This window comes from Christiangramia lutea, from assembly GCF_022489035.1.
GTDB classification, from domain to species: Bacteria; Bacteroidota; Bacteroidia; order Flavobacteriales; family Flavobacteriaceae; genus Christiangramia; species Christiangramia lutea.
The window spans coordinates 429,506-443,476 of record NZ_JAKVTV010000003.1 but is presented as its reverse complement, the minus strand read 5'-3'; the positions used below and the strand labels follow the sequence as shown (position 1 = coordinate 443,476).

8 protein-coding genes are annotated in these 13,971 nt (G+C 38.2%); 1 reads left to right on the top strand and 7 read right to left on the bottom strand.

Going from position 1 to position 13,971, the window contains the following annotated elements; genetic code table 11:
* Positions 1-25 precede the first annotated feature (25 nt).
* The 7 genes from ML462_RS11340 to ML462_RS11310 all read right to left on the bottom strand — a co-directional run bounded on the left by ML462_RS11340 (position 26) and on the right by ML462_RS11310 (position 10,753).
* The gene (locus ML462_RS11340) at positions 26-1,132 is read right to left on the bottom strand and encodes a M12 family metallopeptidase (protein WP_240713933.1); all 1,107 of its coding nucleotides are present in this window, start codon (positions 1,130-1,132) and stop codon (positions 26-28) included.
* Between the two features lie 230 nt (positions 1,133-1,362).
* A complete protein-coding gene (locus ML462_RS11335; protein ID WP_240713932.1) occupies positions 1,363-2,403 on the bottom strand; it encodes a M12 family metallopeptidase in 1,041 nt (346 codons plus the stop codon).
* A gap of 436 nt (positions 2,404-2,839) precedes the next feature.
* Positions 2,840-4,687 carry a hypothetical protein gene (locus ML462_RS11330; RefSeq protein WP_240713931.1) on the bottom strand — a complete coding sequence of 616 codons (1,848 nt, stop codon included), beginning with the start codon at positions 4,685-4,687 and terminating at the stop codon, positions 2,840-2,842.
* An 89-nt stretch (positions 4,688-4,776) separates the two neighbouring features.
* Complete coding sequence (locus ML462_RS11325) at positions 4,777-5,790, bottom strand: hypothetical protein (protein WP_240713930.1); 1,014 nt, start codon at positions 5,788-5,790, stop codon at positions 4,777-4,779.
* Between the two features lie 103 nt (positions 5,791-5,893).
* Positions 5,894-7,867 carry an MSCRAMM family adhesin SdrC gene (locus ML462_RS11320; RefSeq protein ID WP_240713929.1) on the bottom strand — a complete coding sequence of 658 codons (1,974 nt, stop codon included), beginning with the start codon at positions 7,865-7,867 and terminating at the stop codon, positions 5,894-5,896.
* An 85-nt stretch (positions 7,868-7,952) separates the two neighbouring features.
* Entirely contained in the window at positions 7,953-9,344 is a 1,392-nt protein-coding gene (locus ML462_RS11315; protein ID WP_240713928.1) for a hypothetical protein, read from the bottom strand.
* A 401-nt stretch (positions 9,345-9,745) separates the two neighbouring features.
* Positions 9,746-10,753, bottom strand: coding sequence for a helix-turn-helix transcriptional regulator (locus tag ML462_RS11310; protein WP_240713927.1), 1,008 nt, complete (start codon positions 10,751-10,753; stop codon positions 9,746-9,748).
* Positions 10,754-11,131: 378 nt separating this feature from the next.
* On the opposite strand from ML462_RS11310, the gene uvrA reads away from it, so the two are divergent.
* On the top strand, positions 11,132-13,963 hold the full coding sequence (gene uvrA, locus ML462_RS11305) for an excinuclease ABC subunit UvrA (RefSeq protein ID WP_240713926.1): 2,832 nt from the start codon (positions 11,132-11,134) through the stop codon (positions 13,961-13,963).
* Positions 13,964-13,971: the final 8 nt, after the last annotated feature.

The following is a 13,971-nucleotide window of genomic DNA, read 5'->3' as shown; positions in this document are numbered from 1 at the left end:
CTTCTTTTTATAAATACCTATTTGATCATTTAACGAATCTCCATCTTCCGTTTATCAACTCTACTTCCTTCAGGTTTTTACCTTTTTCAACCCACCATGTGTCATCTTTCCTCAACACCATAACTCCTTCAATAACATACCATTCTCCATTGATATATTCAGGCTCAGGATTAGTTGGCTCCGGCTCTGTTGGTTCTGTTGGTTCTGGCTCAGTAGGCTCCGGTTCTGTAGGCTCAGGCTCAGTTACCGATCCTGGATACATCACATTGATTCCCTCTACATCTCCTGTTGAAAGTTGGGAACGTTGCACAGAATATAAAGAACCATCCTTCCTGGTAATAGTGGGCTGTCCGTTAGCAGAGAAAGAATAAGGACTATACATCATGATTGAACCAAGGTCTAGACCAGCAGTATAATCTGCTCCATCCCAACCTGCTTCGTCATAAGTATAGAAATTATGCTCTCTTCCTGAGATAATATTATTAAAATGTACCGTAATAGTCTCATCCCTATCTGCCCTACTCTGCTCGTGCCATAACCCAACAGCATGTCCGATCTCGTGAACTGTATTTCCAGTTGAACAGGCATCTGCCAGAGTAATAGGTTGTCTTCCTCCAACCATTCCAACATATGAAGAACATCCTGCTCCCGGTGTGAAATAAACATAGTTAGATTCTGAGGTTCTTTTTACAAACTTAACAGCCGTATTAGATTCCCAGTGGCTAATAGCGTCTGAAACTCTTTGTTGATTTGGCAAATCCGGATCAATATCATAATATACAATATTATCATCCCAGAAGAACTTTGTTCTTCCAACACTTTTTATAGTGTTGAGATCTTCATCTGACTTATATACCAATTCCACAGGATTTTTTGAAACATTTGCTTCGGGAAGGAAAATATCTCCCTGGTAAACATATTTACCATTGATCTCTTCCACCGGCAATCTTTTACCTGCAAAGTAAATATCAGAGACTGATCCTGTTTGTTCCGGAAATGCAATTTCAGTATTTCCACCCTCCTGGGAAGATTCACCTTCCTCTATTCCAGTCATAGAATCTGAGACGTTGTCGCTATTACAGGATAATAACGCAAGTGCTGGAAGCACCAGTAGGTAATTTAATTTTTTCATAAGTAGGTTTCAAAATATAGACTGATAAGTGCTCTTTACTTACACTATCTTTCATAATTATTTTTCGTCGATTAAATTAGCATTTTATCGATTTAAGATTTTTAAGAGCTTTCTAGTTGTTAAAAATTTAACTGTGTAATTATTCTACAATGGGTGTGGTTTTAACAATTTATTTACACAAAAAAAAACACCTTCGATTTAGAAAAATTCGAAGGTGTTTTTAATTAATTTTATGCCCAGTACCATGTACCGTCCTTCAATAGAACTTGTCTCCATCCCCATCTGGTGTAGTAGTACCATTTATCGTTGTACCTAAGAACAGTTAAACCTGCTATTGTGTATTCCTCACCGTTTACATAATTAGGAGAAGTTCCTCCTCCAGAACCGCCATACATTGCATTAGCACCCTGAATATCACCATTAGATAATTCACTTCTTTGAACACTATATAAAGATCCATCTCTTCTGGTAATAGTTGGTTCTCCATTTTTAGAGAAAGAGTACGGGCTATACATCATGATAGAATTAAAATCCAGGCTTGTAGTGAACTCTTCTCCGTCATAACCAGCTGAAGCATAGGTTTCAAAATTATAGTCCCTACCGGTCTGAATATTATCCCAGTGTATTTTAATATGATTATCTCTGTCTACTCGACTCTGTTCGTGCCACAGACCAACTGCGTGACCTATCTCGTGAATGGTACTTCCGGTAGTACAACCACTAGCAAGAGTAATATTTTGTTTACCACCAATCATTCCTACATAAGAAGAACATCCAGATCCAGGAGTAAAATATATATAATTAGACTGTCCGGAACGTTTTACAAACTCCAGGTTTGTATTTGCTTCCCAGTGACTTATCGCATCATAAACACGATCCTTATTGGGTAAACTTCCGTCGATGTCATAATAAACGGTATTATCTTTCCAGTATGCAGACGTACGTCCTACACTTTTATTCTGAGGAGTTTCGCCTTTCTCATATACTAATTTTACTGGGCTCTTAGTAGCTTTCGACTTTGGGATAATTATATCCCCCTGGTAAACGTACTGACCGTTTACACTTTCTACAGGAAGTTTTAATCCTGTATAATAAATTTCTGTTTTGGCGCCTACTTCATCCGGAAAGGCTACCTCCGTATTTGCATTATTTAAATTTTTAGTTTGAGTTTGGGGCTCATTTTCAGTTTCAATCTGATCGGAAACTGGATCTTCGCTACAAGCTAAAAATGCTAATGCTGGTAGTACGAAGATTAATTTCAATTTTTTCATAAATAGGTCTTTTAATTTTTCGTTTTAAAATTTTCTGTTCATGTTTTCCGGTCTGAGTTTTACAAAGTCTATTCCAAAAATTTTAATAAATTATTGGGCTAATATTTTAACAATCAAATTCTTACAAATCACTCATATTTTTAATACTAGATCTAATTCGCGATTCAACTTTAAGAAATAAAATAGACCTTCTGGAAGTTTTGAAACCCATTGATTTTGCTGGCCAAATACAATTTCAAATAGGCTTCAGTTAACCGTAAAAATCAAACTTTCAGTTAGCAACATATAATTTTATTTAAATTCAGAACTAATTTTAAAACAAAAAAAAGCTGTCCGGATTATTCCGGACAGCTCCACACATTCCACAATGGAATGGGTATTAACCCGCTAAATTAGTCACCCCCCGGTCAAATAATTGAGACGGGTTAATTTTCTTCTATTCATTAGCAGGACATACATTCAATCTTACTGTAATGTCATTCAATGGATAACTAAAGTCTGTATCCGCATCAAGCTCGTAACTACCCACACCTGGGAAGCTAGTCTCATCATAACAAACTATCTCATCTCCTATTGAGATCTCACAATCATCGATTAAATATCCTCCTATGGCTGTTAAAGCTACTCCAACTATTATATCTCCGTCTTCAATATCAAACGTCAGGCTTCCTATTACGTCACCATCAAGCATAATATCCACAGGGAAATTGTTGCTAATATCCCCAGTAAATGAGGCAGTTTCACAATTTAGAGTGGAGTCTGGATCTGGAAGACAAGGCTCTGTTCCTGTTTCATCTTCACATCCATCACCATCTTCGTCTACAGTTGGATTTTCATTAGGACATGCATCATTGTCATCACATATACCATCACCATCAGAGTCTCCTCCTTCACCGGCGCATGGATCATTACATGTATTTGTTGCATCGTTTGGACATTCATCTTCGTCGTCGCAAATTCCATCACCATCTGAATCTCCTCCAGCATCTGCACATTCATCATTACAGGTATTGGTTGCATCATTTGGACATTCATCTTCGTCATCGCAAATTCCATCTTCATCGGAATCTCCACCAGCATCTGCACACTCATCATTACAGGTGTTGGTTGCATCATTTGGACATTCATCTTCGTCATCACAAATTCCATCTTCATCGGAATCTCCACCAGCATCTGCACATTCATCTACACATGAATCTGTTGCATCGTCTGGACATGGGTCATCACCATTGTCAGTTCCATCACCGTCACAATCGGCATCTGGATCATCGAGGTCACATTCCACAGGTTCATCCCCACAGTTGAAGAATATGTGATAGTATTCGGTTGTCTCATCATTTCCATCCTCATCAAATAACATTTGAATCATATCCCAGGATAGAGTCATTGAGATCATGGACTCATCATCTTCTTCCGCTGTATAATAAGGTTCCCAGTCTGTAAGAGTGGCTTCAAAAACCAGATATGGTGCATCTGAAGCTATTCCTTCACCAGGACCAGGAATTACAACACATAGTGGATCTGCCCAGTAAGTACCATCTTCTGTCATCCCTGTATTTGGACTAAGGTCCTCATAAATTAAATCACCTTTACCATCTTCTCTGTTTCCGTCATATTCATATAATGAGAAAGAGTAATTTGCAGTGTAGTGTCTGCCAGAATCTGTACAGTAATTAGCAAAAATACAGAAGTCATAAAGTGGTACTGGTGTAATATCAAAGAATTGATATCCATAAAGATTAACTTCACGGTCATCAAAACAAATTACATCTACGTTTACGTAATTTTTTGATCCTGCTCGAAGATCAAAAGTTTGTTCTAAGGGATCATCCACGAACATTGCAAACTCACTTCCTTCCTTAGGAGCTACCCAAATCACTTCCCCGGGTGCACCACCATCATCGCTCCAAACAACAAAATCTGTTAAGGTCACAGATACTGTAGTTTCTCCTGAGGGAATAGGAATTTCTAAATCTTCGCTATATTCGGTGAAAAGACCTTGTTCATCTGAAGATATTCCCACTATAGTTTCTACAACAGTATTATCATCTCCATACTCAAGCCTGATCTGAGCAAAAGCCGGTTCTTCATCTGAGCATTCAGGTACATCCTGTTCCTGTTGCCTGGTTTGATTATAATAATCTCCAAGATTTGGCCCCAGATATAAACTTGCAACATCGCTAGGCACATCTCCCGCTCCCTGTACTGTTTCATCCTTTGTACAGGATGACAGGACCAAAGATATTACGGCAAAAAGCGCCAAATATTTTATAATAAATTTCATCTTATTTTGTTTAGGGGTTAGTTTAAAATAATCCGGTTTAAAAGACCTAACCCGGTATACAAACCGGGTTAGAACTTTTTTGAATTATCTTATAGAGGAACTGCATCTACATTTCCACTAGGTCCATCTTCTTCATCACAATTAAAGAAAATATGCCAGTAGTTTGTAGTCTCATCATCACCATCTCTATCAAGTAATGCTTGAATATCATCCCATGAAAGCATAGTTGAAATTGTAGTTTCATCGCCTTCTGCGGTATAATATCCATCCCAGTCCTGAATAGTTGCTTCGAAAATAAGATAAGGAACATCTGAATCTAGATCTCCAGGACCTGGAACAACAACACAAAGTGGATCTGCCCAGTAAGTACCATCATCATTGCCTGTATTAGGCATTAAATCTTCATAGATCATATCACCTTTACCATCTTCTCTGTTTCCATCATATTCATATAAGGAGAAAGTATAATATGCGGTATAGTGTCTTCCTTCATCACTACAGTAGTTCGCGAAAATACAGAACTCATAAAGTGGTACCGGAGTAATATCGAAGAATTGATATCCATAAAGATTAACATCACGGTCATCAAAACAGATCACTTCGATCTCTACATAATTTTTAGAACCTGCTCTTAAATCGAAAGTTTGTTCTAAAGGATTATCTACGAACATCGCGTAATCGCTTCCCATTTTAGGGGCAACCCAGATAACTTCTCCAGGTGCTCCACCATCATCGCTCCAAACAACGAAGTCTGTAACGGTTACAGAAACAGTAGTTTCTCCTGAAGGGATTGGAATTTCAAGGTCATCACTATATTCTGTGAATAGTCCTTGATCATCTGAAGATATCCCTACGATAGTTTCTACTACTGTATTATCATCTCCATACTCAAGTCTTATTTGAGCAAAAGCTGGAGCCTCATCAGAACATTCAGGAATCATTTCCTGTTGCCTGGTAAAATTAGCATCCTGAAGAATTGGTCCTAAACTAAGACTGGCAACATTATCAGAAATATCTGATGATCCTGCTTCATCCTTACTACAAGAAGTAAGGAGTAAAGAGCATACGGCTACAAAAGCCAAATAATATTTAATTGTTTTCATAATAAAAGTTTTTAGTTAATAATTTAGAATGGTTAATATTTCCTTATTAAAAGGTTTTTAGTTTAAATCCAGCCGGGACAATTCCCAGCTGGATTATTTTTAATTAGTCATCTATTCCGCAAGAAACAGCATGCACAACTATCCAGAATGGTTCACCCGGACTATCGAAAGTGTACACTCCGCTTAACTGTTCACCTTCCTCATAAGTATAGGTGTACTGTCCAGGAGCTTTTACATCATCTCCAGTTGGTTCACTTGAGAATATATCAATATGTACTTCTGTAAATTCGTATCCTGCATTCCAGGTAATTTCTACCTGAATATCATCGTCTACCGTAGAAACAATTGCGGTACCCACAGGCATATCTGTTTTGTAGTTATTACCTGCCGCGGCATAAATGGTATAGGTTCCGGTTTCATCAGCTACCCAACCCCATCTTCCTGGAGCATCATTTAACTGATTGAATTGAATATCACCGAACATGAAAGCGGTTTCACATTCTCCTCCGGTAGAATCACATCCATCAGGAATACCATCACCATCAGAATCGATAGCATCATCGAAACCATCACACACATCACATTCGTCTCCAAAACCATCTCCGTCAGAATCATTTTGATCTTGATTAGCATCTTCAGGACAGTTATCACACGCATCTGGAACGCCATCTGCGTCTGTATCTACATTGTCATCTCCATCAGGACAAACATCACAAACGTCATTGATACCATCTCCATCAGAGTCAGGTCCTTCAGCACAAGGATCATCTGGACATCCAAAATTATCTGGGTTACCGAATTCGTCTATACAGTCGTCGCAGGCGTCACCTACACCGTCTCCATCTGAATCTTCCTGATATGGATTTTCAGCCTGAGGACAGTTGTCACAATAATCTGGTATTCCGTCCTGATCTGAGTCCATTGTATCATCTCCTCCTTCGCATATATCACACGCATCTGGCACTCCATCTTCATCGGTATCTATATTATCATCTCCATTTGGACAAATATCGTCGCAGTCTGAAACTCCGTCTCCATCGGTATCTAATTGACATAGTGGATCGCCTCCATCTGGATCGCAATTGAAGAATATATGAATATAGTCTACAGTCGAATCATCTCCATCCTGATCTAACAGAGCCTGTACCTGATTCCAGGTAAGATATCCTGATATAGTTGAGCTTGGTGCTTCTCCATAATAATCATCCCAGTCTTCCAGGGTAATTTCCCAGTATAAATAAGGCACATCACCATTATCATCATCTCCTCTTGGAATTGCTAGACAAAGCGGATCTGCATAGAAAGTATCTCCATCCTGACCGGTCATAGGCATCATATCTGCATATAATTCTGTATAGAGGTCTGAATTGGTAATAGGATCATCCTCCTCTGTTTCTCCTGAATATTCGTATAGGTCGAAGGAATAATTCGCAACGTAGTCACGACCACCTTCAGAAATACAGTAATTCGCAAAAATGCACAGTTCGGAAAGTGGAATCGGGTTGATATCAAAGAATAGATATCCGTAGAGATTCACCTCACGGTCGTCATAACAGATCACGTCCACATTAACGTAATTTTTAGATCCTGCTCTTAACTCGAATGTCTGGTCTAGTGGATCATCAACAAACATCGCATACTCGCTGCCTTCTTTTGGTGCAACCCAGATCACTTCACCAGGAGCTCCTCCATCATCGGTCCAGACAACAAAATCTGTTAAGGTAACTGTAACCGAAGTTTCACCCGACGGGATAGGAATCTCAAGGTCATCACTATATTCTGTGAAAAGCCCTTGGTCATCTGACGATATTCCCACAATAGTTTCTACTACAGTGTTATCATCTCCATACTCGAGTCTAATTTGCGCGTAGGCAGGTGCCTCGTCTGAGCATTCCGGAACATCCTGTTCCTGTTGCCTATTCGAGTTATTGAACTCGTCCAGAACCGGCCCTAAATAAAGGCTCGCTACATTATTTGGAACATCTGTCCCTCCTTGGGTTGTTTCATCCTTAGAACAGGAAGAAAACACCAAAAGGAATATGGCTAGATATGCCACATAATATTTAAACATTTTCATATTTATTGGTATTTAGAATTGGTTAATAAAATTTTTATTTAAAATCCCGAACCAAATTGAATTTGATTCGGGATTGACTTTTCTTTTAATATTCATCGAATTCACCACAAGCAACCGGCTCACTGGCTACATATTCCCCATCTACCATCTTACCATGAACCACAACAGTTCGGTCTTCAAGATTCGGTAAGAATACATCAGGAATGGTTTCTGCGTAATTTAGAAATGGTACCCCATTAAAGATCTCTGATACAGGGAATCCACCTTCATTGTAATCCAATGCTAGAGCAACCGCACCATAATCTCCACAAGAAGCGTTCTCATGAATATGTTGAGGATGCATTTCTCCGGGAGTTAATCCAAATACCGAAGTAACAGCCTGTAAAGTTGTTCCATCTAAAGAAAGATATGCGAAACCAGCTACCTCATCATCACTGTCTAAATATTTAAGACAAGCTTTGTATCTTTTTGCCTCAGGTCTTCCAAATGGTGGTGGCACTCCATCATCACAACCATATTGGAAATGATAATAGTCAAGAGTTCCATTCTCACCGAAGAAGAACTTGATCTCTGCAACGGTAATCGGTCCTTCAGCGATCAACTCACCACCTCCATTATAACCTGGAGTATCTGGTAGTAAAGTTATTTCAACATAATATTCTTCCTCGTTATCGTCAACATCAAGTCTATCTGGAACGAAGAAACAAAGTGGGTCTGCATATGCATCGCTTCCTTCACCTTCAACGTTGTTTTGAAGATCAGTATAAATAGGATCTCCTTTTTCGCCATCTACGCTTTCCCAAACATTAACGCTATAAGAAGCTACATAATGTCTACCCTCTGGAGTACAATAGTTTCCGAAAATACAGAATTCAATTAATGGTATAGGAGTAATAGTGAAGAATTGATATCCATATAGATTAACGTCACGATCGTCGTAACAAATAACATCTACATTAACATAATTCTTTGAACCTGCACGTAGCTCAAAAGTGAAGTTAGGACCAACTGGCTGATCTACAAAATCAGCAAAATCACTTCCTTCTATTGGAGCCACCCAGATCACTTCACCGGGGCTACCTCCATCATTGGTCCAGACAACAAATTCAGTTACCGTTACAGAAACAGTGGTTTCACCTGCCGGAATAGGTAACTCAAGTTCTTCAGAATATGCAGTAAACAAACCCTGGTCATCAGACAAGATTGGCACGATAATATCTTCCTTTACCGTATCATCTGGTCCATATTCGATAGAAATTTGTGCGAATCCAGGTTCTTCGTCAGAACATTCAGGTAATTCCTGAGCTTCCTGTTTAATGGCTGCCCTTGTTGCTCCGTCATTTAAGAGTGGGCCTAATTGTAAAATAGCAGTATCAGAACCTGGAGAATCGACTCCTCCGGATTCTTCCTTACTACATCCGACTAAGATGAGCGCAAAAATGGCGCTAAAAGCCAGAATTTTTTTTAAGTCTTTCATAATTACAAAAGTTTTGGTTAATAAAAATTTAGAATGGTTAATAAACTATTTGTGCGTTCATGGATTGAATTTCCATGAAGTTAAAGTGTCAATCTAAAAGTGGGTTTCTGCATGGATGCAGCTAATGAGAGTAGCTAAGTTTTCATATTCAATAGTTTTGGTTAATAATATTTTCGAATGGTTAATAAATAATATGTACAGATTATTCCCGTCAGGAAATAATTTTCAATTCAATAAATAAGGTGATTTGGGGTGACTTGTAGGTAATAACCGAAGATCAGGGGCGACTTCGTGTAATCTAATTTCCTTGTAAATTTATGAAACAGCTATGGTGTCGCTTATGGGGGAAAACCCCTATATTTTTAAATTAACATACTGTTTAACAGTTTTTTAAAACTTGTTCAGGACATTGGAAAATCAACCAGGTTATGGTTAATGGCATAAATGATACTTTCCAGTATAGTTTCAGAGTTTGTCCTTTTTATAATATTGGATCTATGTTTCTCTATGGTCTTTGGTGAAATGAATAATGTATCAGAGATCTCTTTAGTCTTATATCCTTTGCATAGCAAACTAATGATTTCCTTTTCCCGATTTGTAAAACTAAATTCTGCCATCTCACTGTTCTCTTTGAAGCATTTCTCTACCTGGTCTGCATGAGTTCCAACCTTTTCATCAATCGCATACTCTTCTCCCGAGAAGTCAATAAGCATGATGAATTGATCTGTAATACTACGGCTGAGCTTAGAGAAGCTTATTTTTGCATTTCGCAATTTGTCATTATGAACCAGTAAAGTTGTTGTGGTAACTGCTTTCATGTGTTTTCCCCGGGCAAAATTCCTGAGGGCTGTTTTAACCTTTGCCTTATTATCAATGTTTACTAGATCAGTCAGTCTTACTCCGTTCGTATTATCCATACGAAAGGTCTTCTTAAATGCATCATTCATTTCAATGATATTATTTTGCTGAAGAAGAACGATTGGCTGGGCCATAAGATTGAATAACCCCATAAAACATTCATGCCAGTAATTACATTTGGTATTACTTTTCACCTTTAAGATCCTGGTGGCGATATTTTCAAGATCGGTACTCTCATCAAGGTATTCATCTATAAAAGTCTTATACCGCTTCTTTAATAATGATATATCATTTTTATTCCCATAAACGGCCAGATAACTCTTATTCAGAAAGTGAGTAGATTTGAAATTTTTAAGGTTTCTGAAATCTGAGACCTTTGTATAGGAAGTTTTATCAAATATTATAGTATCAGGCAATAAGTTAAGAGCTGTATTAAAGGCTACATGAATAGACTGCTCCGAATTAACCTCAAAATCGACACTTACCTTTTCCTCCAAAGCGTCAATAAAATGCTGGTTCCTGCTAACAATTAATAGTTGTCTTTTTTCCATTATCAATCTGCGTTAAATTTTCAAATACTTTAAATGAAATGCAGGGGCATACATTTAACTTTTCCAAGGGTAAAAAAATCGTAAGAAGAGATTTGGGAAAAAATTTTCGGACTTTCAAATATAGGTGATTACACTTATTTTCGGTAAAAAAACAAGTAGTATTATCCTGACATTCAGATTCTTAAAAAAGAGTTTAATGGCTCTATTTAAGACTTTAAAGTTCTTTCGATTTGATAGAAAAAATTATGATCTTCTTCCAGCATCCCAAAATAAAGCTGAAATCATACGAAAAATTTACACCAACCTTAACATCAGTAACTTGCTATGGACTTTTTAAATATTAATTGAATAAGTAACTTTGCCCCCTTGAAAAATCCTATGGCAAAAAGTGAAGATAGAATTGAAGTTTTAGGCGCCCGCGTCCATAATCTCAAAAATATAGATGTTAATATTCCCAGAGAGAAACTTGTAGTAATTACAGGTCTTTCCGGATCGGGAAAATCATCCTTAGCATTCGATACAATTTATGCGGAGGGACAAAGGCGATATATTGAAACCTTTTCAGCCTATGCCCGTCAGTTTTTAGGAAGTCTGGAAAGGCCAGATGTAGATAAGATCGAAGGTTTATCTCCTGTAATTGCTATAGAACAAAAGACCACCAGTAAGAATCCCAGAAGTACCGTGGGAACCATTACCGAAATTTATGATTTTCTACGTTTGCTTTTTGCCAGGGCTGGCGAAGCCTATAGTTATAACACAGGAGAGAAAATGGTTAGCTATACAGATTCCCAAATTAAAGAACTGATCCTGGAAAATTTTAAAGGAAGGAAAGTGATTATCCTTGCGCCTGTAGTGAGGAGTCGAAAAGGGCATTACCGGGAACTGTTCGAGCAAATTGCCAAACAGGGTTTTATAAAAGTAAGAACCGATGAAAAAGTGGTTGATATCGAAAAAGGGATGAAACTCGATAGATATAAGACCCACGATATCGAGATCGTTATAGACCGGCTTAAGATCGAGGAAAAACCAGATTCAGACAAAAGACTTTCAGAAAGTATCAAAACAGCCATGTATCATGGAGATGATACTTTAATGATTCTGGATCAGGAAACAGGATCTATAAGGTATTTCAGTAGAAATCTTATGTGTCCCACCACCGGTATTAGTTATCCAAATCCTGAACCAAATAGCTTTTCTTTTAATTCTCCTAAAGGCGCATGCCCAAAATGTAATGGTATAGGTACCCTTTACCAGGTGAATACGTCTAAGATAATCCCAGACAGGAAAAAATCGATTAAGAATGGAGGGCTTGCACCTCACGGACCGCAAAAGAAGAACTGGGTTTTTTCTCAACTTGAACTTATTGCAGAAAGGTTTGATTTTAAACTGACAGATCCTATAGAACAAATTCCGGCAGAAGCACTTGAAATGATCCTTCATGGAGGAAAAGAAAAATTTTCCAGGGAATCTAAGGCTCTTGGAATTACCAGGGATTATAAAATAGATTTTGAAGGCGTTGCCAATTTTATTGAAACCACCTATAGAAATAACGATTCTTCCTCTTTAAGAAGATGGTCCAAGGAATATATGGACAAAGTTATATGTCCGAAATGTGAAGGTTCCAGGCTGAAAAAAGAGGCACTCTATTTTAGGATCCATGATAAGAATATTGCTGAACTCTCCCATCTGGACATCACCGACCTTTTTAATTGGTTCGAAAATATTGAGAAAAAACTTAGCGAAAAGCAGCTACAGATCGCCGAGGAAGTTGTTAAAGAAATAAGGACCAGGCTTCAGTTTCTATTAGACGTTGGACTAACATACCTTAACCTTAACCGTGGTTCCAAGTCTCTTTCCGGAGGAGAAGCACAGAGAATCAGACTGGCTACCCAAATTGGGTCGCAGCTGGTTGGTGTCCTTTATATCCTGGATGAACCTAGCATAGGGTTGCACCAAAGAGACAATGAAAAACTGATCAATTCTTTGGAATCACTTCGTGATATTGGGAATACGGTGATCGTAGTTGAGCATGATAAAGATATGATCGAAAGGGCAGACCATGTGATAGATATAGGGCCACGTGCCGGAAAACATGGAGGTGAGATCATTAGTGAAGGTACTCCAAACGAACTTATGAAACACGCAACCCTTACGGCAGATTATTTAAGCGGAAAAAAGGAAATTCCCGTACCAAAGGAAAGAAGAAAAGGAAACGGAAAGAAAATTGAACTTAAAGGAGCAACGGGAAATAACCTTAAAAATGTAAATATCAGCATTCCTTTAGGTAAGATGATCGCGGTAACAGGAGTATCAGGGAGTGGAAAATCCACACTGATCAATGAAACCCTTTACCCTATTATGAATGCTCATTACTTCAACGGGGTTAAAAAACCACAACCCTATAAAAGTATCAAAGGTCTGGACCATATCGATAAAGTGATAGACATTAATCAGAGTCCTATAGGTAGAACCCCACGTTCTAACCCGGCCACCTATACCGGGGTTTTTTCAGAAATAAGAAGCCTTTTCGCCAAAACCCCCGAAGCCCTGATTAGAGGTTACAAACCCGGAAGGTTTAGTTTCAATGTAAAAGGTGGAAGATGCGAAACCTGTAAAGGTGGTGGTCTAAGGGTTATTGAAATGAACTTTCTGCCAGATGTTTATGTAGAATGCGAAACCTGTCAGGGAAAGCGATTCAATAGAGAAACCCTTGAAATAAGATATAAAGGAAAGTCTATTGCAGATATTCTCGAAATGACCATCGATGAGGCTACTCCTTTCTTCGAAAATATCCCGAAGATCTACAGAAAATTAAAAACAATCCAGGACGTTGGATTAGGCTATATAAGTCTCGGTCAGCAATCTACAACTCTTTCAGGAGGTGAGGCGCAAAGAATAAAACTTGCAACTGAACTTTCTAAGCGTGATACCGGAAATACTTTCTATATATTAGACGAGCCAACAACCGGACTTCATTTTGAAGATATCAGAGTTTTAATGGATGTATTAAATACTCTTACCAATAAGGGTAATACCGTACTTATAATTGAACATAATATGGATGTCATAAAAATGGCAGACCATATAATCGATATTGGATACGAAGGCGGAAAAGGTGGTGGAAAAGTTGTAGCAACCGGTACACCGGAAGAGCTCATCAAAAAGAAAAAAAGTTATACAGCAAGGTTCCTTAAAAAGGAACTGCACTAATCAAGAAA